General features: G+C 58.1%; 22 protein-coding genes. 8 read left to right on the top strand and 14 right to left on the bottom strand.

Going from position 1 to position 22220, the window contains the following annotated elements; translation table 11 throughout:
* Positions 1-5: 5 nt before the first annotated feature.
* Both PQR63_RS07580 and PQR63_RS07575 read right to left on the bottom strand, forming a co-directional pair.
* Positions 6-3242 carry an efflux RND transporter permease subunit gene (locus PQR63_RS07580; protein ID WP_408167004.1) on the bottom strand — a complete coding sequence of 1079 codons (3237 nt, stop codon included), beginning with the start codon at positions 3240-3242 and terminating at the stop codon, positions 6-8.
* A 60-nt stretch (positions 3243-3302) separates the two neighbouring features.
* Positions 3303-3488, bottom strand: a complete 186-nt coding sequence (locus tag PQR63_RS07575; RefSeq protein WP_408167441.1) for a hypothetical protein — start codon at positions 3486-3488, stop codon at positions 3303-3305.
* Between PQR63_RS07575 and PQR63_RS07570 the strand changes: the two genes are divergently transcribed.
* Positions 3445-4323: an oxygenase MpaB family protein gene (locus tag PQR63_RS07570; protein WP_408167002.1), complete on the top strand. Its 879-nt coding sequence runs from the start codon at positions 3445-3447 to the stop codon at positions 4321-4323. The two genes, PQR63_RS07575 and PQR63_RS07570, sit on opposite strands and share 44 nt — an antisense overlap.
* Positions 4324-4327: 4 nt before the next feature.
* Here the strand turns inward: PQR63_RS07570 and PQR63_RS07565 are convergent, their stop codons facing one another.
* Together PQR63_RS07565 and PQR63_RS07560 are read right to left on the bottom strand one after the other, a co-directional pair.
* A complete protein-coding gene (locus PQR63_RS07565) occupies positions 4328-5935 on the bottom strand; it encodes a DHA2 family efflux MFS transporter permease subunit (protein ID WP_408167000.1) in 1608 nt (535 codons plus the stop codon).
* A 2-nt stretch (positions 5936-5937) separates the two neighbouring features.
* Positions 5938-7062, bottom strand: coding sequence for an HlyD family secretion protein (locus PQR63_RS07560; RefSeq protein ID WP_408166997.1), 1125 nt, complete (start codon positions 7060-7062; stop codon positions 5938-5940).
* A gap of 234 nt (positions 7063-7296) precedes the next feature.
* On the opposite strand from PQR63_RS07560, the gene PQR63_RS07555 reads away from it, so the two are divergent.
* Entirely contained in the window at positions 7297-8784 is a 1488-nt protein-coding gene (locus PQR63_RS07555) for an efflux transporter outer membrane subunit (RefSeq protein WP_408166995.1), read from the top strand.
* Positions 8785-8913: 129 nt separating this feature from the next.
* Here the strand turns inward: PQR63_RS07555 and panE are convergent, their stop codons facing one another.
* The 4 genes from panE to PQR63_RS07535 form a co-directional block, all read right to left on the bottom strand.
* Positions 8914-9843 (bottom strand): 2-dehydropantoate 2-reductase, encoded by a 930-nt coding sequence (panE, locus tag PQR63_RS07550; RefSeq protein WP_408167434.1) that lies wholly within the window; start codon positions 9841-9843, stop codon positions 8914-8916.
* Positions 9844-9845: 2 nt separating this feature from the next.
* Entirely contained in the window at positions 9846-10253 is a 408-nt protein-coding gene (locus tag PQR63_RS07545; RefSeq protein WP_408166993.1) for a winged helix-turn-helix transcriptional regulator, read from the bottom strand.
* 34 nt (positions 10254-10287) lie between these two features.
* Positions 10288-11097, bottom strand: a complete 810-nt coding sequence (locus tag PQR63_RS07540) for an SDR family NAD(P)-dependent oxidoreductase (protein ID WP_408166991.1) — start codon at positions 11095-11097, stop codon at positions 10288-10290.
* A gap of 308 nt (positions 11098-11405) precedes the next feature.
* The gene (locus tag PQR63_RS07535; protein WP_408166989.1) at positions 11406-11966 is read right to left on the bottom strand and encodes a TetR/AcrR family transcriptional regulator; all 561 of its coding nucleotides are present in this window, start codon (positions 11964-11966) and stop codon (positions 11406-11408) included.
* A 238-nt stretch (positions 11967-12204) separates the two neighbouring features.
* Here PQR63_RS07535 and PQR63_RS07530 point away from each other — a divergent pair, with 238 nt between their 5' ends.
* A complete protein-coding gene (locus tag PQR63_RS07530) occupies positions 12205-12831 on the top strand; it encodes a glutathione S-transferase family protein (RefSeq protein WP_408166987.1) in 627 nt (208 codons plus the stop codon).
* A 58-nt stretch (positions 12832-12889) separates the two neighbouring features.
* The gene (locus PQR63_RS07525; protein ID WP_408166985.1) at positions 12890-13864 is read left to right on the top strand and encodes a pyridoxamine 5'-phosphate oxidase family protein; all 975 of its coding nucleotides are present in this window, start codon (positions 12890-12892) and stop codon (positions 13862-13864) included.
* 55 nt (positions 13865-13919) lie between these two features.
* On the opposite strand, the gene PQR63_RS07520 is transcribed toward PQR63_RS07525, so the two are convergent.
* Positions 13920-14279: an STAS domain-containing protein gene (locus tag PQR63_RS07520; protein ID WP_408166983.1), complete on the bottom strand. Its 360-nt coding sequence runs from the start codon at positions 14277-14279 to the stop codon at positions 13920-13922.
* Positions 14280-14385: 106 nt separating this feature from the next.
* Positions 14386-14733 carry a hypothetical protein gene (locus PQR63_RS07515; protein WP_408167440.1) on the bottom strand — a complete coding sequence of 116 codons (348 nt, stop codon included), beginning with the start codon at positions 14731-14733 and terminating at the stop codon, positions 14386-14388.
* Here PQR63_RS07515 and PQR63_RS07510 point away from each other — a divergent pair.
* Complete coding sequence (locus PQR63_RS07510; RefSeq protein ID WP_408166981.1) at positions 14614-16359, top strand: chloride channel protein; 1746 nt, start codon at positions 14614-14616, stop codon at positions 16357-16359. The genes PQR63_RS07515 and PQR63_RS07510 overlap by 120 nt on opposite strands.
* A 105-nt stretch (positions 16360-16464) precedes the next feature.
* Here PQR63_RS07510 and PQR63_RS07505 read toward each other — a convergent pair whose 3' ends face one another.
* Positions 16465-17115, bottom strand: a complete 651-nt coding sequence (locus tag PQR63_RS07505; RefSeq protein ID WP_408166979.1) for a 3-oxoacid CoA-transferase subunit B — start codon at positions 17113-17115, stop codon at positions 16465-16467.
* A gap of 12 nt (positions 17116-17127) precedes the next feature.
* Positions 17128-17832: a CoA transferase subunit A gene (locus PQR63_RS07500; protein WP_408166977.1), complete on the bottom strand. Its 705-nt coding sequence runs from the start codon at positions 17830-17832 to the stop codon at positions 17128-17130.
* A 431-nt stretch (positions 17833-18263) separates the two neighbouring features.
* On the opposite strand from PQR63_RS07500, the gene PQR63_RS07495 reads away from it, so the two are divergent.
* Positions 18264-18824, top strand: a complete 561-nt coding sequence (locus tag PQR63_RS07495) for a PAS and helix-turn-helix domain-containing protein (protein ID WP_007881861.1) — start codon at positions 18264-18266, stop codon at positions 18822-18824.
* A 7-nt stretch (positions 18825-18831) separates the two neighbouring features.
* Here the strand turns inward: PQR63_RS07495 and PQR63_RS07490 are convergent, their stop codons facing one another.
* The gene (locus tag PQR63_RS07490) at positions 18832-19731 is read right to left on the bottom strand and encodes a LysR family transcriptional regulator (protein WP_408166974.1); all 900 of its coding nucleotides are present in this window, start codon (positions 19729-19731) and stop codon (positions 18832-18834) included.
* A 142-nt stretch (positions 19732-19873) separates the two neighbouring features.
* Between PQR63_RS07490 and PQR63_RS07485 the strand changes: the two genes are divergently transcribed.
* On the top strand, positions 19874-20773 hold the full coding sequence (locus tag PQR63_RS07485; RefSeq protein ID WP_408166972.1) for an MBL fold metallo-hydrolase: 900 nt from the start codon (positions 19874-19876) through the stop codon (positions 20771-20773).
* Positions 20774-20873: 100 nt separating this feature from the next.
* Positions 20874-21545 carry a DsbA family protein gene (locus PQR63_RS07480; protein ID WP_408166970.1) on the top strand — a complete coding sequence of 224 codons (672 nt, stop codon included), beginning with the start codon at positions 20874-20876 and terminating at the stop codon, positions 21543-21545.
* Positions 21546-21560: 15 nt separating this feature from the next.
* Here the strand turns inward: PQR63_RS07480 and PQR63_RS07475 are convergent, their stop codons facing one another.
* Positions 21561-22217, bottom strand: a complete 657-nt coding sequence (locus PQR63_RS07475) for an HAD family hydrolase (protein WP_408166968.1) — start codon at positions 22215-22217, stop codon at positions 21561-21563.
* Positions 22218-22220 lie beyond the last annotated feature (3 nt).

Genomic DNA, 22220 nt, shown 5'->3' with positions numbered 1-22220 from the left:
TCCTGTTACGGCTGCTGAGGCTGAGGCGGCTGTGGTGGCGTACCACTATCGACCGGCCCATGCCCGTGATCCTGACGCGCTTCTTTGCGGCGCGCCAGTCGTTGGTGAACGCCCGCGAAAACGACGGGGACGAAAAATAAAGTCGATACGGTCGCGAAGATCAGACCGCCGATGACAGCACGGCCGAGCGGTGCATTTTGCTCCGCACCTTCGCCCAGGCCCAGCGCCATGGGGATCATGCCGATAATCATTGCCAGCGCCGTCATCAGCACCGGGCGAATACGCGTGGCGCCGGATTCCAGCGCTGCCGCCAGCGGCGTCGCGCCTTCATCCTTGCGCTGACGTGCGAACGACACGATCAGAATACTGTTGGCGGTCGCGACCCCCATGGTCATGATGGCCCCCGTCAATGCCGGCACCGAGAGCGTGGTGCCGGTGATGAAGAGCATCCACGCAATTCCTGCCAGCGCCGCAGGCAAGGCGGCAATGATGATCGCCGCATCAATCCACGACTGGAAGTTGACCACCACCAGCAGATAGACCAGCACGATCGCCATCGCCAGACCGACGCCCAGGCCGATGAAGGAAGACTGCATGGTCTGCACCTGACCGCGGATCACGATCTGGCTGCCGCGCGGCAGCTTGGGCTTCATCTCTTCAACCAGCTTACTGACTTTGCCCGCAACTGTGGCAAGGTCGGTGCCCTGCACGCTGACGAACACGTCGATTGCCGGCAGGATGTTGTAGCGCGACGCAATCGCCGGTTGACGTCCTTGCTTGACGTCCACCAGATTGCCCAGCAATTGTGTGTTGGTCGGCGCGCCCGTCGCAGTGCCGACACCACCTGCACCGACCGGGATGCTCAGCAGCGAATCGAGCGAGTCGACACGGTATTGCGGCGACTGCACAGCGACGTTGTAGACCACGCCGTTTTGTGGATTGAGCCAGAAAGCCGGCGTCGTCTGTGAGCTGCCCGACAAGGCGATCAGCACGTTCTGGCCGACGTTGGCGGCGGAAAGGCCGTACTGCTGCAGACGCGTGCGATCCATTTGCATATCCAGCGCCGGGCCATCCAGACGTTGATGCACGTGGGCGTCGACTGCACCGGGAATCTGACGGATCTGCTTGGTCAGCTCGGCGGCAAGCTGGGCGTTCTGTTGCAGATTGGGTCCGGTGAACTGGACGTCAATCGCTGCGGGTAAACCAAAGTTCAGGATCTGCGTGACGATATCGGCCGGTTGGAAGAAGAACTCGATGCCGGGGAAACGCTTCGGCAATTCGGCGCGCAGCATGCTGACCAGTTGCTCGGTCGGTCGATGTCCTTCATGCAGCGACATCAGGATTTCACCGTCGAGCGTACCGATGGTGCCGGCATTGCTGTACGACAGATTGATACCGCTGTTGGGTACGCCGATATTGTCGAGTACGGTTTCCAATTCGCTGGCGGGAATCATTTCGCGAATGACTGACTCCACCTGGTCGGCGATGCGCGCAGTCTCTTCGATGCGCGTACCGGTTGGTGCACGCATGTGCAGGCGAATCTGACCGCCATCAACGTTCGGGAAAAAGTCGCGGCCGAGGAAGGGATACAGCAGGCAAGACAGCACACAAAAACCGAGGAAGGCCAGCGCAAAGCGGCGCCGATGCGCCAGCAGCGAAGACAGCACCAGTGTATAGGCACGGCGCACGCGCTCAAAGCGTGCATCGAAGCCGCGATACAAACGCTGCAGCAAACTCGGCTTGCCACCGTCGTCGGCACCATGGGCGTTGTTCATCAATAGCATTACCAGCGTCGGCACCAGCGTTCGCGACAAGATATAAGACGCCGCCATCGCGAACACCACCGCTTCGGCCAGCGGCACGAACAGGAAGCGCGCCACACCCGACAGGAAGAACATCGGCACGAACACGATACAAATACAGACGGTCGAAACGAAGGCCGGCACACCAATTTCACCCGCGCCGACGATGATGGAATCATGCAGTGGCTTACCCATATGCATGTGCCGCTCGATATTCTCAATCGTCACAATCGCCTGGTCGACCAGGATACCGACCGAGAGCGCAAGGCCCCCCAGCGTCATCAGATTGAGCGTCTCGCCGAGCATGTAGAGCACCAGAATCGACGCCAGAATCGACAGCGGAATCGTGACAGCAATGATCACCGTGCTGCGCCAGTTGCCGAGGAACAGCAACACCATCGCGGCAGTCAGGCCGGCGGCGATCAACGCTTCGGCGACCACGCCCTTGACCGCAGCCTTCACGAACAGAGATTGGTCGAACAGCGGGGTGATCTTGACGTCAGCCGGCATGGTCTGCTGTGCCTGGGGCAGCAGCGCGCGCAGGTTGTTGACGATGTCCAGCGTGGAGGCGCCACCATTTTTCAGCACCGACAACAGGACGCCGCGCACGCCGTCCTGGCGCACCACGTTGGTTTGCGGCGAGAAGCCATCGCGTACGTAGGCGACGTCGCGCAGATAGGTGGTCGCACCGTTGGCTGTACGTACCGGCAAGTCATTCAGTCCATTCACCGCTTCCGGCGAGCCGTTCATCTTGATGGTGTATTCGGTGCCGCCAAACTTGGCGGTACCCGACGGCAGGATCAGGTTTTGGGTATTGACGGCGTTGACCACGTCAACCGGCGACAGGCCCCGCGCCTGCAGCGCCTGGGTATCCAGATCGACGGAAATCAGACGGGTCTTGCCGCCGTAAGGGAAAGGCACGGCAACGCCGGGAATCGTGATGAGCTGTGGACGCAGCGTGTTGATGGCGGCATCGAACAGCGATTGCTCAGGTAGCGTCGGGCTCGACAACGCCAGCTGCATGACGGGAATACTGGACGCGGAATACTTGATCACCAGCGGCGGCGTGATGCCTGGCGGCAGTTGGCGCAACTGCGATTGCACCGAAGCGACGGTCTGGGCGATGGCGTTCTGGATATTTGCGGTAGGCTGGAAGAACACCTTGATCACGGACACGCCGGCCAGGGATTGCGATTCGATGTGTTCGATATCGCTGACGACGGTGGTCAGGCCGCGCTCGTTCTGGGAAGCGATACGCTGCCCCATTTCCTGTGCGGACAGACCGTTGTAGTTCCAGATGATACTGATGACCGGAATATTGATTTCCGGGAAAATGTCCGTCGCCATTTTCATGAGGACAAGCGGCGTGGACAGCACGATCAGCATCGCCATCACAATAAAGGTGTACGGGCGACGCAGCGCCAACTCGACCATTGACATGAACTTTGGTTCCCTGAAATGAGACTTTTATTATACTCAGAATAATTTGCTATAAAGCCACTACTCTTGCGCCTTTTTCTTCTTCTCTTGCTCTTTTTTCGTTCGTTTTTGTTCTTTTCTTCCCTCTTTTGTCGTCTTTCTGCGCGCAATCGACAAAAGCCTTACCATCTCATTTCTCCGCTCCGCCGCCTCCGACCAAGCCATGGAATTACTACGCACCCGCATAGAAGCCAGCGTGATCAGCATCAGCCGCCCTCCCGGCAGCCCTGATTTTCGCTATCCCCTGGGCGACCCTGGCCTGTTCGGCCCGGACTCTGCCGCCTGGCTGGTGCACAGCGACTTTACTGCGATGCTGATCGGCGGCGTCAGCGCGCTCCTGATGCAGATGTTGCATCCGTTAGCGCTGGCCGGCGTGTGGGATCATTCCACATTTCAGCAAGACATGCTTGGCCGCCTGCGACGCACCGCGCAGTTTATCGCAGGAACGACCTACGGCAATCGTCAGGATGCAGAGAAACTGATCGCGCTGGTGCGTCGCATCCACAGCGGCGTGCGCGGTGTCGCACCGGATGGCCGCGCTTATTCGGCCGACGATCCTGATTTGCTGACCTGGGTGCATGTGGCGGAAGTATCGAATTTCCTGCGCGCGTATTTGCGCTATCGCAATCCGCAACTGGGCGTGGCACAACAGAACCAGTACCTCGATGAAATCGCCCTGATCGCGGAACAACTTGGAGCAAGAAATGTGCCGCGCACGCTGATGGACATGGACAGCTATATAGAAAAGATGCGGCCGCAATTGCATTGCGACGCACGCACGCTGAAGACCCTGGAGCTGGTAATGAACGCCCCCGCGCCGAATGCGCTGGCAGTGCCGTGGACACGGCTGATGATGCGCGCCGGCGTTGATATGCTGCCGGACTGGGCCAAGCTGCAACTCGGCGTAAAACCGCTGCGCCCGTTGCAGCAGGTGATGCTGCAACGGGCAGTCGCGGTCGCGGCGAAGCCGATACGCTGGGCGGTACGGCAGAGCTCTGCCCAGCTGGCCCGGCAGCGTATGGCGCCGGCAGAGCCGTTCTAGAACTTTAATGCGCGTCGGCTGATGGCGCTTTCGGCGGCGCCACCTTGTGCATGAACGGTATCAGCACAATCGCCACCAGAAAGCACACCATCACCGCGAGGAAGGCATCGGCAAAAGTCTGCGTCTGCGCTTCACGCATGGTCAGTTTCCACAACTGCTGCAAAGCGCCGGTCGGCGCACTGCCGCCATCGAGTCCCCATGCCAGCATATTGGCACCGGTGTTTTGCACCAGGTTGTTCATGGATTCGTTGGCACTGTTCAGATGTTCTGCCAGACGCAAAAAGTGCAGGTTGGTGCGATCGTTGAGAATCGTGCCGCACACCGCAATACCGATCGCACCGCCAAGATTACGCATGAGGTTGAACAAACCCGAAGCCTGTTTCAAGCGTTCCGGCTTGAGCGCACCAAGCGTCAACGTCACCACCGGCGCCACCGCAAACTGTTGCGCAAAACCGCGCAAGGCTTGCGGCAACATGAGCTCGCGCCAGCCCCAGTCATGCGTGATGGGCGTGAAGTTCCACATGCTCAGCGCAAAGCACGCCATGCCGAACATCATCAGCCAGCGCAGATCGACACGGCGTCCGAGATAGGTGTAAAACGGAATCGCGCAAATCTGAAACAAGCCGGTGGCGAAAATCGCCAGGCCAATATCCAATGCACTGAAGCCGCGCACATGCGCCAGGAATACCGGCGTCAGATATACCGTGGCAAAAATGCCGATCCCCGTCACGAACGAGAAGAAACAACCAAGCGCAAAGTTGCGATCCTTGAGCGCACGCAGGTCGACGACCGGATTGGCGTAGGTCAGGCTGCGCCAGATAAACCCGATACCGGAAATGACCGAGATCCAGACTGTCGTCCGGATGATGTCGTCGCCCATCCAGCCAAGCCGCGGACCTTCCTCCAGCGAATACTCCAGACAACCCAGACTGGCTGCCAGCAAGATCATGCCAAGATAGTCGGCGCCTTTGAGCAGCGATATGTTCGGCTTGTCGATACGTACCAGCATCGGCACGACCACCGCGACAAAAATCCCCGGCACGAGGTTGATGAAGAACAACCAGTGCCACGAATAATTGCTGGTGATCCAGCCTCCGACCGTGGGTCCAAGCGTCGGTGCCAGCGATGACAACGCACCGACGGTTGCCGCTGCAATCACACGCTGATGGCCGGAGAAATAGAAGAACGCCGAGGTGAATACCATCGGGATCATCGAACCACCGAGGAAACCTTGCAGCGCCCGGAAAAAGATCATGCTGTTGATGTCCCAAGCCATGCCGCACAACATGCTGGCGACGGTGAAGCCGACCGCTGAGGCGCTGAACAGCCAACGCGTCGACATCACGCGCGCCAACCAGCCGGACAAGGGAATAACAATAATTTCGGCGATCAGGTAGCTGGTCTGCACCCAAGCGGTTTCGTCCGCACCGGCTGACAAACCGCCGCCGATGTCTGCCAGCGAGGCAGACACAATCTGGATATCGATCAGGGCGATGAACATGCCGACGCACATGGTGGCGAAGGCGAGGATCTTGGCCTTTTGCGTCAGCTCGGCGGGCGACGCTTGCGGTGGCGCCATGGAGGCGCCGGAGGTGCTGGCGACGGCACTCATGCTCAGCTCCGCTTGGCTTTGCTGCCTTCAGAGACAGGCATGCGCTCATCGACTTCCGCCGTCACCGACAGGCCGGGACGCAGCTTACCAAGGCGAGCAGCTTCACCGTCGAGCAGAATCCGTACCGGCACGCGCTGGACGATCTTGGTGAAATTACCCGTGGCATTTTCCGCAGGAAGGATGCTGAATTGCGCGCCGGTTGCCGGTGCAATGCTGGCGACATGGCCTTCAAACGTTTCACCCGGCAAGACGTCCGCCTTGATCTTCACTGCCATCCCGGTCTGGAAATGGGCAATCTGATTTTCCTTGAAATTGGCGTCGATCCACAGACCTTGCGCCGGCACCACCGACAGCAATTGTGCGCCGGTAGCCGCATAGGCACCGAGGCGAGCACGACGATTGCCGACCACACCGTCAACCGGTGCGCGCAGTTCGGTGTAGGCCACATTCAGCTCCGCAAGATTGCGTTCAGCGATGGCTTGCTGCAATGCGGCCTGCGCTCTTTGCTTTTGTGTTGCCAATACGTCGATCTGACGTTGCGCCGCATTCAGACCGGCTTGCGCCTTCTGTCCATTGGCGACGGCCTGCTTGTAGTCGGCATCGGCTTTCTGAAAACTCTGCACCGACACTGCCGCCTTGGACGACAGACTTTGATAACGCGTCTGATCGTCATGGGCCCGTGATGTCTCGGCATTCGTGGCGACGACGCCTGCCTTGTTTTGCTCGATCACGGCTTCCTGCAAGCGGCGCTCGGCGTCGATATTGGCGAGTGTCGCTTCCTGCGCCTGCACGGCGGCTTTCAGTTTGTTCAATACGGCGACGTAGTCGCGGTCATCCAGTTTGATCAGCAAGTCACCGGCTTTGACGCGCTGGTTATCGGTCACCAGCACTTGTGCGATGTTGCCCGGCACCTTGGGGGCAATCACGGTGATGTCGCCGCCGACATAGGCATCGTCGGTGTGTTCCCAATAGCGTCCTTCCGCGAACCAGTAGATCAGATAGCCGATGATCGCCGCAATCACGACGACCGCCACGAAGATCTTCACGATCCTGCCTTTGCTTTTTTTCTGTGTGGTCGCGGACTGCCCGATGTCGTTCGCCGACGCAACACTTGTTGGATTGCTCATGTTGTACCCCAGTCTTTCTATCGTAAGCCCGCGCGGGGCTGGTTATGAAACACGCCGTTGTCCTGCATACGCTGATGCTCTGAAATCCTTTTCCAGCAAGCTGTTGCGGCCGGAGAAAATATTTCAGATTGCCAGTTGCTTTCATTTTGATAGTTAGATTAAACTAGACACTATCATTTTGCAAGTAACTTTTCGAAGCCAGTCAAAAATCGGATTTTTCAAAGGGAGTCGGCAATGGCAGCAACGGACGGCAACACACTGATGGGATCGGCAAGCCTGAGCGCGGTAGCGCTGGCGGTCGGCGTATTTCTGACGGGCTGCGCCAGCAGCCCCGATTACCAGGCACCGGCACTAACCGGTGGCGCGTTCCACAATGCCGGCCTGCTGGCGCAGAGGAATGCGACAGGTACGACTGGTTCAGCGCTTGCACCCATGCCGCAACTGGATGAATGGTGGAAAGGTTTCAACGATCCGGTGCTGAGCCGTGTGGTGCAACGCGCGATTGAGCAGAACCTTGATCTTGCCGCTTCCGTTGCACGTGTTGAGCAAGCCCGCGCCGCAGCGCAGGAAGCCGGCGCAAAGCGCCGCCCGCAGGTCGGCGTGGAAAGTCAGGCAGCGCGCGCCAGGCAATCGCTAAATAGTCCGCTCGGCAAAATAGCCAGCAGCTTCCCCGGTTATGAACGTACTCAGACGCTGTATGACGTGGGCATCGGCGCAAGCTGGGAACTGGATCTCGCAGGTTCGCTGAAGCGCGGCGCAGAAGCCGCCGATGCGGAACGCGACGCCGCCGAGGCTGATCATCTGGGCGTGCGCATTTCTATTGTTGCGGAAGCCGCCGATGCCTACTTCCGCATTCGCAGCGCGCAATCCCGTCTGCGCATTGCCGAAGATCAGGTGCAAACCAGCAGTAAACTGCTCGACCTGGTGCGCCTGCGTCTGCGCGATGGCATGTCGAACCAGCGTGAAAGCGCACTGGCCGAAGCTCAACTGTCTCAGGCGCGCTCCGGCATTCCACCGTTGCGTATTGAATTGGAGCGTCAGCTCAATCGCCTCGATGTTCTGATGGGTGCGGTGCCGGGAACCTATGCCAAGGAATTGGGCGACGACGCATCGACCACGTCGACCGTCGCGACAGTCCCTGCCATCACCGTTGCCGATGGCAGCGCCGCATTGTTGCGCCGCCGTCCCGATGTGCTGGCGGCAGAGCGCCGTCTGGCGGCCTCCAATGCGCGCATCGGCGTGGCGATGTCAGAGTATTACCCCAAGCTGTCCTTGTCAGCATTGTTGGGATTTGAAAGTCTCGGTGCGGGAGGCTTGTTCACCGCCAACAGCTTCCAGCCGCAAGCCGCGTTGGGCCTGCGTTGGCGCTTGTTCGATTTTGGCCGCATCGATGCCGAAGTCGCCCGCTCAAAGGGAGCCAATCAGGAAGCGCTGGCGCGTTATCGCCAATCGATATTGCGCGCCACCGAAGACGTGGAGAACGCCATCGTGACGCTGGTGCAACTGGAGAAACAAAGTACGGAACTGACCGATGAAGTCGCCGCGCGTCAACGCGCACGCACTGCAGCGCAAGATGCGTTTCAAGGTGGCGCATTGAGTCTGACGGAAGTACTGGAGGAGGATCGCTTGCTGCTGCATGCGCGCGATCAGTTGGCGCAAGTACGTGCCGATGATGCGCGTGCTGCGGTGACGACATTCCGCTCGCTGGGTGGCGGTTGGTAAGACGTAAGAGAATAAGTAAATCTATATCGCCGTCTTCCTGACGAAAGTAAGGATCCAGTGTCGCATCAGCGAGCTTTACGGCACTGGATCCCAGCGTTCGCTGGGACGACGGAGAAACTCAACGCGTCATCAGGCTTCGCGCCGACTACGCGCTTCGTAAGTTTTGAGATGGATATAGACGACTTGCAAGAGGTCGGTTTTGGTCTTGGCTTCGCGCCCACGGCGCAGCAGATCGCCGATGATGTGATCGGCTTCGATGCGCGCATTATTGCTGATGTCGCGGAACATGGAAGCGGTCAATGTCGAGCCGGCTTCAGTCAGCATCTTGCGCGTGCGGTCGTAAAAAGAACCACTCGGCGCATGGCCGTTGGCAGTCGCAATGGCGGCATTTTCTTCCAGCAAAGCGGTGATGAATTGTTCGCCGCCGGGCGCTTGCAGAATATCGCCGACAGTGGAGCGCATCAGGCTGGTGCTGCCCGCCAGCGATGCCAGCATGATCCATTTCTCCCACATCGATTGCAGGATGGACGGGCTGACGTTGACGTCAAAACCGGCACCTGTAATTTCTTTTTCGATCTGTGCGACGCGTGGCGAGGACGTGCCGTCACGTTCGCCGAAGGTCATGCCATGGAAAGTATTCAGATGTTTGATCGCGCCGTCGGCATCGATGGTGCTGGCGATGACGCATTGGCCGCCCAGGATTTTTTCCGCGCCAAAACGCTGCGACAGGATATCCAAGTGTTGCATGCCGTTGAGCAGCGGCAAGATCACCGTCTGCGGCCCCACCGCAGCGGCGAAAGATTCGATGGCATCGGCCAGGTCGTAGGCTTTGCAGCTGAGGACGATCAGGTCGTAATGCTGCGTCAGGTTTTCTTTGAGGACAGTCGGTGGATTGGCAAGTGTGAGATCGCCCGCCGGGCTCTTGATCTGCAAACCGTTTTTAGCCAACAGCGTTGCCCGTTTTTCACGCACCAGAAATGTCACGTTGCGTCCGGCAGCCAGCATGCGGCCACCAAAATATCCGCCGACTGCACCGGCGCCTACGACCAAAGTTTGCATCTTCATGTCTCCTCGTTGTTTTGCTGAATCTGTTGCTGCATCCGTTCCTGCAAATAGTCGTTCGCACTGCCTTGCCTGAGCTGCTGCACGGGATCACTGAAATTGCGCAAGCCCCAGTCGTACATCGCCGCAATCACAACACGAAAGTCGCGACCGCGTTCGGTCAGCAGGTATTCGTAGCGCGGCGGATGTTGCCGATATTGGCGGCGTTCAAGCAAGCCGGCGTCGACCAAAGTCTGCAGTCGACGCGCCAGCATGTTGGGGGATATTGCCAGATTTTTCTGAAACTGGTCGAAGCGGGTCAAACCGCGCAGGCAATCGCGCACGATCAGGATGCTCCACCACTCGCCCACCACTTGCATGGTGCAGGCTACGGGGCAATCCTGATCGTCGAGACATTTGCGTCGCATGCGGCGTGATGGCGTCTATTGAGGTGGGATGCAATTACTTGGTGTAGCGGTCAGCCGGGTTCTTGAGCGACAGATTCGGGCCCATCGCTTGACGTGCTGCAGTCAGCGCTTCCCATTGGCCGACGTCCGGCAGCGGTGGAATCGTGACTTGTTCACCCAAATCCAAGCCGGTCAGTGCGGCGTTGACCAGGTCGTCCACGCTCATCACCATGGCGTCGGGAAAAGCGTCGATATCGGAGCCGGAACGTTCCCAGATTTCGGTGCGGGTAGCACCCGGCAAGACGGCTTGAACGCGCACGCCATGTTTACCCAGTTCGTTTTGCAGCGATTGGGTAAGGTTCAGCACGAATGCCTTGGTGCCGCTGTACGCGCCGTTGAACATCTCCGGCGCCAACGCCAGCACCGATGCGAGGTTGATCAGCGTGCCGCCCTTACGTTGGATGAAGCCCGGGGCAACAGCTGCAGCCAGACGCATCACGGCGGTGATGTTGAGTTGGATCATCGCATCGTATTTGTCGATGTCGCCATCAGCCAGTTCGCCTGCGATGCTCATGCCGGCGTTGTTGACCAGCATGGTGATGGACGTGTCGGTACGCAGGCGTTGTTCGACTTTCAGCAGGTCGGCTTTGTTGACCAGATCGGCAGGCAGAATCTCGATCTTGACCGAAGTTTCTTTGCGCAGGCGCTCCGCCACTTGTTCCAGACGCTGTGCGTCACGTGCGACCAGCACCAGGTCGTAGCCACGACGGGCCAGACGGTCTGCATAGGTTGCGCCGATGCCGGTGGACGCACCGGTGATGAGTGCGGTGCCAAGGTTCTTGTCGTTGTTTGCTGCGTTGCTCATGGGATTCTCCGAAAAGGTAGCGTCCGACCATTCGGACAGTTACTTTCATAATAATAGTAACTAGATAAATGTCAAGCAAGCGCTTTGTTTTAATGAGAGCGATAGGAAAAAACTAAGGCGACTCGATTTGGAAACTGTTGAAGGACGGCAAGACGACGTGACCATGCTGCCCTCATGCATGACGGCGTGGCGGCGTGACGGCGTGACAATGAGGAATACCTTGCCTGGCAGAGGCAGGCGCAAGAGATGCTGAGAAGGAAAGGAAAAGAAAAAGAAAGGCCGGTCGCGAACGCCGGCGAACAGTGACCTTATTCGCCGAGCAAGACGCCCGGGAAGTTGCGCATGGTGCGCACGAAAGGCGCGGTCGTACCCAAGGCGCGCGATACAACCAGTGAACCGTGCATGGTGATCATGGCGTCTTCTGCGCGACGCGATGCTTCTTCGGCAGAGACGCCGGTCTCGGCCACAACGGCAGCGAGCGCCTTGATCAGGCCGCTCAAACGCTGCTTCAGATATTGCTGAAAGAACTCGCCCGCTTCGCCGATGGTGAACAAATCGGTCAGACAAGGCCGGGTGCCTTTGGCGTAAAACTCGCTAAGCGCCGCACTGAATTTCTTCAATCGTTTTTCGGCCGGTGCGTCTTCCGCCAGCGTTGGCATGACGTGCTCGCCGAACCACGCACCGACCGCCTCCAGCGCTGCCGTCCCCATGTCGGTTTTGCCGTTGGGGAAGTAGTGATAAAGGCTGGACTTGCCCAGGCCGGTGGCTTCCGACAGGCTCGCCAAGGTCGCGCCCTGATACCCCGAGCGGCGGAATTCGGCAAGGATGCGCTGGGCAACTTCATCGCGGGACAGGCTTGGAGCAGGCATAGGTAATTTCTTCGGTGAGTAGCAGCACAACGTGAAATACACGTCCGTCGTTCTCTACGTGACGGTTCGGTTGTTGTTTTCAAGATTATAAATTTATTTGACAGCTTGCTTTGGATTGTCTATTGTACCGAACGTTCGGTACAGTTTTTTACATGTTACGCCAAACCGTCCGAGAGAGTTTATTTTTGTACCTTCTTCGCAAACCTGCGCACCCACAGACCTTCATCAGGAGATTCATATGCAGCCCACGCAACCCATCCGCCTCCACGGTTTTCCCTTGTCCGGCCATAGCCACCGCGTCGAGTTGTTTTTGTCCCTGCTCGATCTTCCGTATGAATTTATCTACGTCGATCTGCCGAACAAGGCGCAAAAGGAACCCGGCTTTCTCGCCAAGAATCCACGCGGTCAGGTGCCGGTCATCGAGGATGGTGATGTGACCTTGTACGACTCAACAGCGATTCTGGTGTATCTGGCCAAGCGCTACGGCAACAGCGGCTGGCTGCCGGACGATGCAGCCAACGCCGCAAAGGTGCAACAATTCTTGTCGCTGGCGTCGGGTGAAGTACTGGAAGGTCCAGGTAAGGCGCGACTGGTGAAGGTATTCAACGCGCCGCACGACTATGAATTGGCCAAGCAAAAAGCCGCAGGCTTGTTGCAGCTGCTGGAGACACATCTCGGCGGCGGTCGCAACTTTTTGGTCGGCACGCATCCGACCATCGCTGATATTGCCTGCTACAGCTATGTCGCCCATGCGCCCGAAGGCGGCGTCAGCCTGACCCCGTATCCGCAGGTGCGCGCGTGGCTTGCAAGTGTGGAAAGCCTGCGCAATTTCGTGCCGATGCCGGCGTCGCCGCTTGCTGCGTAAGTTATCTTGTAAGGCTGCGGTCTCCAGACAGTAGCAGATGATCAGAACGGAGTTGCTCATGACTGAATCAACGCGAGCAGTATCGCAACACGACACCTTCCATCAGGGTGAGTTGATTGCCCAGCAACGAGTGGGTGTGCGTGAAAAAATGGAAGCTATCGGCCCACGCGTGATCCGCGATTACATGCCGGATCAGCACCGCGACTTCTTTGAGCAACTTCCGTTCTTGCTGGTCGGCAGCCGCGACGACACCGGTCAACCGTGGGCGTCCATCCTTGCAGGCGGAGTTGGCTTTGTGTCGTCGCCGACCGAACAGCAATTGCAAGTCCGTGCGCACGCCCATGCGTCCGATCCTTTGCATGTGAATTTGCATGAAGGCGCCGCGCTGGGTCTGCTCGGTATCGAACCTCACACGCGTCGGCGCAATCGCGCCAATGGGGTCGTGGAACAGATAAGCGATGCCGGATTCTCGGTTAGCATCACCGAATGTTTTGGCAATTGCCCAAAGTACATTCAGGCGCGCAGACCAGAGTTGGTCATTCCTGATTCACAGATATTCGTCAGTGAAGAAATCAGACCGGTACTGACGCCCGCCATGATCGCATTGATTGCCGGGGCAGATACCTTCTTCATCGCTACCGCTGCTGACGAAAACACGCACCATGTCGGAGGACGTCACGGCACCGACGTATCGCATCGTGGCGGCAAACCGGGCTTCGTCCGCGTGGATGGAAATCACACGTTGACGGTGCCGGATTTCATCGGCAATTTCTTCTTCAACACGATAGGAAATCTGGTCACGTTTCCACGCGCAGGCCTGCTGTTTGTCGACTTCAGCAACGGTGATCTGTTGTACGTCGCAGTCACCGGGAAGGTGATCTGGAATGGTCCTGAAGTGGCGTCGTTCATCGGTGCGCAGCGACTGATGCAGTTTTCAGTGACGCAGGCCAGACATGTTCGATCAGCACTGCCGCTGCGCTGGGGCAAGGCTGAAGCGTCGCCTTATCTGGAACCGCTTGGCAGCTGGAAATGACTGAGCGAATTCCGGCTGGGAACAACAGCAAACGGTGGGGGGAGTATTTGATTACTCAGAGCGGCGACGGCATAGCGTCACGGCTAAATGCATCAAGGCCGTCTTCCACGCTATCAAGAATTTTGTAAAAAGCCACAAAACCGCTGCTGTCGAACACTTCTCGTACCTCCGGTTGCAGACCAACAGCGACAAGATGCACACCGCGCGATTTTGCTTTCTTGCTCAACAGATAGAGCACTTGCAGTCCCGCAGAACCGAGCACGTCCAGCCGGGAAAAATCCAGGATCACATTTATCAGATCCGTATCGCAGTAATTTTGCAGCTGCCTGGCAAATTCCCGGGCGCCAGCTGTGTCGAGGCTGCCGTCCGCCTGGACGACCAAAACTTCCTTGCAGTGGATTGCTTCGACTTTCATGATTTTTCTTCGCATCAGGCAATTCGGTCGGCCATTATAAGACTCACCAGAGACATTTCAAAAAAGCAAATGGTTACAAAACGTTTCTTACAGCGGCCATTTCCTTTTATTTACCGACCATCTTCACCCATCTAAAAATAATTTCATTTTTGGCGCGAATAATTTCTATCTTTAGCAGTAAACGGACGCTGCGGTGAGAATTGTTATAGACAAATATAAATACATCACATTGTGATATATTTATCGAAGCATGTTGCCCCATGATCGCCAGCCCAATACGCTGCTGCACCATCACCTCATCTTTCAACTCCGTCCATTTCAGCCCAACGATTCCATGCGCCGCCATCAACGTGATTTCACCCTCGACCGACGAGTTCTTTTTCTGGCAGGTATCGCCGTTGCCATCGGCGGCATGAGCACAATTGCCGCATTTGTTCTGCTGAACCTGATCCATTTTTTCACCAATCTGTTTTTCTTCCAGACGCTGTCGTTTGCAGATCGCTCGCCCGCAACACACACCTTGGGAATCGCCGTGGTGATTGTGCCGATCATCGGCGGACTGATCGTTGGATTGATGGCCCGCTACGGTTCTGAAAAAATCCGCGGCCACGGCATTCCGGAAGCCATCGAAGCCATTCTGTTCGGCAAGAGCAAGATGTCCGGCAAGGTCGCCGTACTCAAGCCGCTGGCGTCCGGCATCGTGATCGGCAGCGGTGGGCCGTTTGGCGCAGAGGGCCCGATCATCATGACCGGCGGCGCCATCGGCTCGCTGATTGCGCAGCATTTCCACGTCAGCGCGGCGGAGCGAAAAACCCTGTTGGTTGCCGGCGCTACCGCAGGCATGACGGCGGTATTCGGTACACCGTCAGCAGCCGTCCTGCTGGCGGTGGAGCTGTTGCTGTTCGAGTGGCGTCCGCGCAGTCTGCTGCCGGTCATCCTGGCCTGCGCCGTCGCCGGTTTTGCAAGGCCGCTGTTGCTTGAGCCGGGACCGCTGTTTCCTCTGCATACTGCTCCGGTCGGACTGTCTGCGATGTTGATCTGCATCGTGGCAGGCTTGCTGAGCGGCGCCTTGTCGTCCGCAATGTCAGTGGCTTTGTATTGGGTCGAAGATCGCTTCCACGCATTGCCGATACATTGGATGTGGTGGCCTGCGCTCGGAGCGGTTGCTGTCGGTGTGGGTGGTTACTTTCAACCGCGGGCGCTGGGGGTTGGCTACGATGTCATTGCCGATCTGCTCAATCACCACCTCGCTATTTCCGCAGTGCTGGCTTTGCTCGCCGTGAAGGCAATCATCTGGATCATTGCGCTCGGTTCAGGCACGTCCGGCGGCGTGCTGGCGCCCTTATTGATGCTCGGTGCAGGACTGGGCACCGCCATCGCCTATGCCATCCCCGGCAGCGATGCCAGCTTGTGGCCGCTGGTGTGCATGGCCGCAGTGCTTGCCGGCGTACTGGGTGCGCCGCTGACGGCGGCTGTGTTTGCGCTTGGACTGACAGGTGACTTCAACGCCTTCCTGCCCTTGTTGCTGGCGACCGGCATCTCATACGGTTTTACCGTGCTGGTCATGCGTCGGTCGATCATGACTGAAAAGATCGCCCGGCGCGGCCTGCATATCTATCGCGAATACAGCGTCGATCCGCAGGAACGCATGTTTGTGGAAGAAGTGATGACGCGAGAAGTGATATGGATTGCGGCGAGCGCACGCTTGAAGGACATTGCCGCCGACTATTTCGATTCGACGCAGCGGCATCGCGCCTTCCCTGTTTGCGACGACAGCGGCAAGTTTCTTGGCATGTTGGACCGAGCGACTCTTTATGGCTATCTTGACGCGCACGCTGAAGCGGCGGACACGATGGCCATCGGTGATGTACTTGTGCCGTCGACGTCTTTGCTGGCCTTCGCCACGGAAACCTGCCAGTCGGTTGCGCGACGCATGGCGGCGCATCACGTCGAACGTCTTCCTGTCGTTACCGATGCAGCATCGTTGCAGTTGATCGGCCTCATCAGCCGCAGCGATCTGGTCAAACCTGCGCACTCCGTATTTCACGAAGAACACGTGCGCGAAAAACTGGCACGGTAGTCGATCAAAAATGAAGCGAGCATAAAAAACGGCACAGGCTTCGACCCCTGTACCGTCCGCTCTCCGAAGAGAACGCAGAACAAACTTTATGCTTGCTTCTTGACCTCAGACTGCGCTGACGTCCAGCTCCGCCTCTGTGTTGGCAACGACGTCTTCCTTGGTCACGCCGGTCGCCAGTTCAATCAGCTTCAAACCGGTCGGCGTTACATCGATCACACCGAGATCGGTAATGATGCGATTGACCACACCCACACCCGTCAGCGGCAGATTGCATTGCTTCAGGATCTTTTGCGAAATACTTCCATCACGGCCTTTGGCAACGTGCTCCATCAGCACCACCACGCGGCCCACACCGGCCACCAGATCCATCGCACCGCCCATGCCCTTGACCATCTTGCCCGGAATCATCCAGTTGGCCAGATCGCCTTGCTGCGACACTTGCATCGCGCCGAGGATGGCAATGTTGATCTTGCCGCCGCGGATCATGCCGAACGAGTCCGCCGAGCTGAAGAAGGACGAGCCTGGGATCGTCGTGACAGTCTGTTTTCCCGCGTTGATCAGGTCAGCGTCGACCTTGTCTTCGGTCGGGAAAGGGCCGATGCCGAGCAGGCCGTTTTCCGATTGCAGCCAGACTTCAATGTTGCTGGGAACGTGATTCGCCACCAGGGTCGGCAAGCCGATGCCGAGGTTGACGTAAAAACCGTCTTGCAATTCCTTGGCTGCGCGCGCAGCCATTTCGTCTCTGGTCCATGCCATGATTATTTCTCCTTATTTCGCCGCAGCAGAAACCGTACGTTGTTCGATGCGCTTTTCCGGCGTGGCGTTGACCACGATGCGGTGCACGAAGATACCGGCGGTATGGATCTGATCCGGGTCGAGCTGGCCGACTTCGACCAGTTCTTCGACTTCGACGATGGTGATCTTGCCGGCCATGGCGACGTTGGGGTTGAAGTTGCGTGCGGTCTTGTTGAAGACCAGGTTGCCGGCGCGGTCGGCCTTCTGTGCCTTGACCAGCGAGATGTCGGCCACCAGCGAGCGTTCCATGACGTAGTTGACGCCGTCGAAATCGCGGATTTCCTTGCCTTCGGCCACCAGCGTGCCGACACCGGTTTTGGTGAAGAAGGCCGGAATGCCTGCTCCGCCTGCACGCAGCTTTTCAGCCAGCGTGCCTTGCGGGGTGAATTCCAGTTCCAGTTCGCCGGCCAGGTATTGGCGTTCGAACTCTTTGTTTTCGCCAACGTAGGACGCGATCATCTTCTTGATCTGGCGTGTGGTCAGCAATTGGCCGAGGCCGAAACCGTCGACACCGGCGTTATTGGAGATGGCTGTCAGATTCTGTACGCCGGAGTCGCGCAAGGCGGCGATCAGCGCTTCAGGAATGCCGCACAGGCCGAAACCGCCGACAGCAATCGTCTGGCCGTCCTTGACGATGCCGGATAACGCGCTGGACGCGTCGGGATAGACTTTGTTCATTCTGTCAGGTCTCCTTTTGATTCTTATAGTTTGAAAATGTCAGCTGGCATCATAGGACGCAGGTATAGGTCATACAATACGGTAAAAATACTTGGGGCCTGTTACCCCTCAATTTGCGAGATGCGTTCCTGCCAGAAAGCGTGCTGGCAAGGCGCGTGGCACAGCAGGTGGAGGCCCCACCTGCAAGCCATGCAACGCCGCCAGCGCGCTTTCTGGCAGGAACCCTTCGGGAACGGCTGCAGGCGTCGCCTACCGGTGTTGCAGCTCCTTGCCGTAGCACCGCTACGACGCGTCGCTGCGCCTAGGTAGTCAACGCCTGCCGCGCGTTCGCACTCGCAAATTGAGGGATAACAGGCCCTAAAACCCTCGCCAGGCCTTATTATTGAGGATTCTTAGCAGTATTTTTACGATACAAAAATTAGCAACGGACAATGAGCAACTCGCATCTCGTCGACTTCGAACAAGTATTCATGCATGCTCCGATCGGCATGTGCGTATCGCATAACCGCGTCATCCAGCAAAGCAATCTGGCGCTGGCGAAGATGTTCGGCTATGCACCGGGCGAATTGTCGGGACTCTCATTCATGGTGCTGTATCCGACGCCCGATGAATTCGAACGCACCGGCGTGCGGCTCGTGCCGATTCTCAACGAAAAAGGCTTCTATTCCGACGAGCGCATCATGAAGCGCGCCAACGACGAAATGTTCTGGTGCCACGTCACCGGCGCGTCGCTGGTGCAAGGTGATCCGCATGCGGCGGGAATCTGGACCTTCGAAGACGTCAGCGCCAAGCGACCATTGGCGCCGGGCCTGACGCCGCGCGAGCGCGAGATTGCGGCGCTGCTGGTGGAAGGCAAGACGAGTAAATTAATCGCGCGCCAGGTCGAGCTCAGCCCGCGTACAGTGGAAATGCATCGCGCCCGCCTGATGCGCAAGTTCGGCGCGGCGACGTCGTCTGAACTCGTGCACAAGCTGCTCAGCATTACGCCATAACGACGGCTTAACCTTCACCCCATTCCGGTTCGCCGGTAAATCGCTCCGCCAAAAAATCCAGCATGGTGCGCAAGGTCGCCGGCATGTGCTTGCGCGAGGCATACACGCCATAAATATCGAGTTCGGTCGGTTCGTGCTGCGGCAGTAGCGCGACCAGTTTTCCGGACGCCACATACGGCGCGGCGGCATACGCGGGCAAATGCGCAATACCTGCGCCGGCCAGTGCAGCCGATAGCAACACCATCGCTTCGTTGGCGCTGATATTGCCGCTGACCGCGACCGAACTCTGCTTGCCCTTGTGATCGAACTCCCACAGGCTCTTTCCGACGTAGGAATGCGTCAGGCAGTTGTGCAGGGCCAGATCCGCCACTTTTTTCGGCGTACCGTGTTCGCGCAAATAATCGGGCGATGCGCAGATCGTTGAACGGCATATCGACAACTTACGTGCGATCAGACTGGGATCCAGGCGCGTGGTCATGCGGATTGCCAGATCGATACGTTCTTCCACCAGATTGACGGTGCGATCCAGCATCATGAGATCGACCGCCACACCCGGATGACGCTTGCAATATGCCGTGACGGCGCGTGCCAGTTGCGGACCGAATGAGGTCGTCGTGGTGATGCGCAGCAAGCCCCTGGGCGCCTGCTGCGGCTGGCTGACGGCGTTCTGCAGATCGCTTGCGGAGGACAGCATCTGGCGGCAGCGCTCAAGAATCTCATTGCCGGCGGGCGTCAGGCTCAGGCGCCGCGTGGTCCGATGCAGCAGACGCGCCCCCACCCACTCCTCCAGCTCCGCCAGATAGCGCGAAATCACCGGGCGCGATAACTCCAACTGCAAGGCCGCCGCCGATTGGCTGCCGCTGTCGACGACGCTCACAAACACCTGCATTGCGGTCAATCTGTCCATGCTGCACTTTCAACATTGATTTAATTTGCACGTTTTTAGAAACAAACTATGTTTCATTATGCTGTTTTTCCAAAACAAATAAATCATTAATCTTCGTCTGTCGCACTTTTCCCTTTGTTTAAACCGTTTTGGAGAGATGAACATGCATTCGAGCTTCCGTACAATTTCCCGTCCTTTGCTGGTGCTGGCTGCCGCCGTCGGCATCTTTGCCGCCGGCACCGCAGCGGCAGCATCTGACGCGCCCCTCAAGCTGGACGTCTACAACCCCGGCGACAGCGCATTGTTTCCAGTCAGCTCGGTGCTGGTAACCGGCAAGCAGGATGCGATTCTGGTGGACGCGCAGTTCGGCCGCGCGCAGGCTGAACAAGTCGTCGAGAAGATCCGCGCCAGCGGCAAGAAACTGGTCGCGGTGTATGTCAGCCACGGCGACCCGGACTACTACTTCGGCCTCGACACCATCAAGGCCGCTTATCCTGACGTGAAGATCCTGGCAACACCGCAAACGGTGGCGCATATCAAGGAAACCGTGGCACACAAGCTGGCCTTCTGGGGACCGAAGCTGGGCGCCGATGCGCCCAAGCAAACCATCGTGCCGGATGTCCTTGAGGGCAATACGCTGACGCTGGAGGGCAAGAAGCTGCAAGTGATCGGTCTCGACGGACCACAGCCTGAACGCAGCTTCGTCTGGATTCCATCAATCAAGGCGGTCATCGGCGGTGTAGTTGTCGACGGCAATGAACATGTCTGGATGGCTGATACCCAAGGCGCAAAATCGCACAAGGATTGGCTCGGCACACTCGCCCGCATCGAGAAGCTGAAACCAAAAACCGTGGTCCCCGGCCATTACGCCGCAGGCGCACCGATGACCATCGCCTCGGTTAAATATACCCGCGATTACATCAAAGCCTTCGACGCAGAAACTGCCAAAGCAGCCGACTCCACCGCACTGATCGCCGCCATGAAAGCGCGCTATCCCAACGCGACCAATCTTTCGGTACTGGAACTGTGTGCCAAGGTCGCCAAAGGCGAGATGAAGTGGTAATACGTTTCAACGTTAATTGACGCGGTCTTGTCTCGAATCGCCGGCGCACATGCACCGGCGATTTGTGTCAGGCTAGTAATCTGTTTTCAGGAAACCCCTCATGAGCACTCACAACACTGACAGCGCTGATAGCACTACCACGCTGCATTACATCTACGATCCGCTGTGCGGCTGGTGCTACGGCGCCGCGCCACTGGCGGCAGCGGCACGCGACGTCATGCCGGTGATCGGCCACGGCGGCGGCATGATGACCGGTGCCAACCGCAAACAAGTCAACCCGACCTTGCGCAATTACGTCATGCCGCATGACCATCGGATTGCCGGCCTGACCGGCCAGGCATTCGGCGACGCCTACTTCAATGGCTTGCTGCTGGATGAGACGGCCGTATTCGATTCGGCGCCGCCGATCAGGGCGATTCTGGCAGCGGAAGAAATCGCTGAAGACGGCGGCGGCCTCGACATGCTGTCGCGTCTGCAGGTAGCGCATTACGTCGAAGGCAAGCGCATTGCCGATGACGATGTGCTGCAGGCACTGGCGGTTGAACTGGGATTGGATGCCGATGAATTCGCGCAAGCATACGGGCGCATCGGCGAAGAAAAATTGCAGCAACATATCGCCGCCAGCCGCCGCTTGCTGGCCCAGGTCGGCGGCCATGGCTTTCCGACTTTTGTGCTGGAGCAGGACGGCCGTTTCGAGATGCTCGATGCCGGCCGCTGGTTGGGCGAACCCGACGCGTGGCGCGAACATCTCGCCGCCTACACGCGTCGTTAAGCCTGCTTGAAAAGATTAAACCGGTAACCCCAGCTCACGCAGTTGCTTCACCGTCTCGGCGCAATCGACATGATGAATTGCATGCCAGCCGAGACGGCGTGCCGCTTCCACGTTTTTGGCGGAGTCATCGATGAAGACCAGTTCTGAAGGCTTCAGATTGCTCAGATGCTTGCCGTAACGCGTCAGCGCGATCTGGTAAATCACGTCGTCCGGCTTGATGCACTGCTCGGTTCCCGACACTACGATGTCGCGGAAAATTTGCAGAAAATCATAGTTCGCCAGCGCATACGGAAACGTCTCGGACGACCAGTTGGTGAGGCCGAACAACGGCACTTCCTTCTCGTGCAAAGTGCGTAGCAATTCCACGCCGTCGTGCAACGGCCCGCGCAGCATTTCGGTCCAGCGATCGTAAAAGGCGCGGATCATCGGCTCGTGTTGCGGATGTTCCGCCACCAGCAATTCAGTGCCATCCTTGAGCGTGCGGCCGCCGTCCTGACGGATATTCCAGTCGGGCGAACAAACGTTGGTCAGGAAATGCTCGCGCTCTGCGGCATCAGGGATCAGTTGTTGATACAAGTGCAGCGGATTCCAGTCGAACAGCACGCCGCCGAAATCGAATACCACGGCGCGAATGCCCGCCGAACTTGCGTAGTCAGAGTTAAATTTTTGCATCAG

Source organism: Herbaspirillum rhizosphaerae, assembly GCF_046025915.1.
GTDB lineage: Bacteria > Pseudomonadota > Gammaproteobacteria > Burkholderiales > Burkholderiaceae_D > Herbaspirillum > Herbaspirillum rhizosphaerae_A.
Note: the sequence above shows the minus strand (reverse complement) of the source record. Positions and strands in the feature narration are given on the sequence as shown.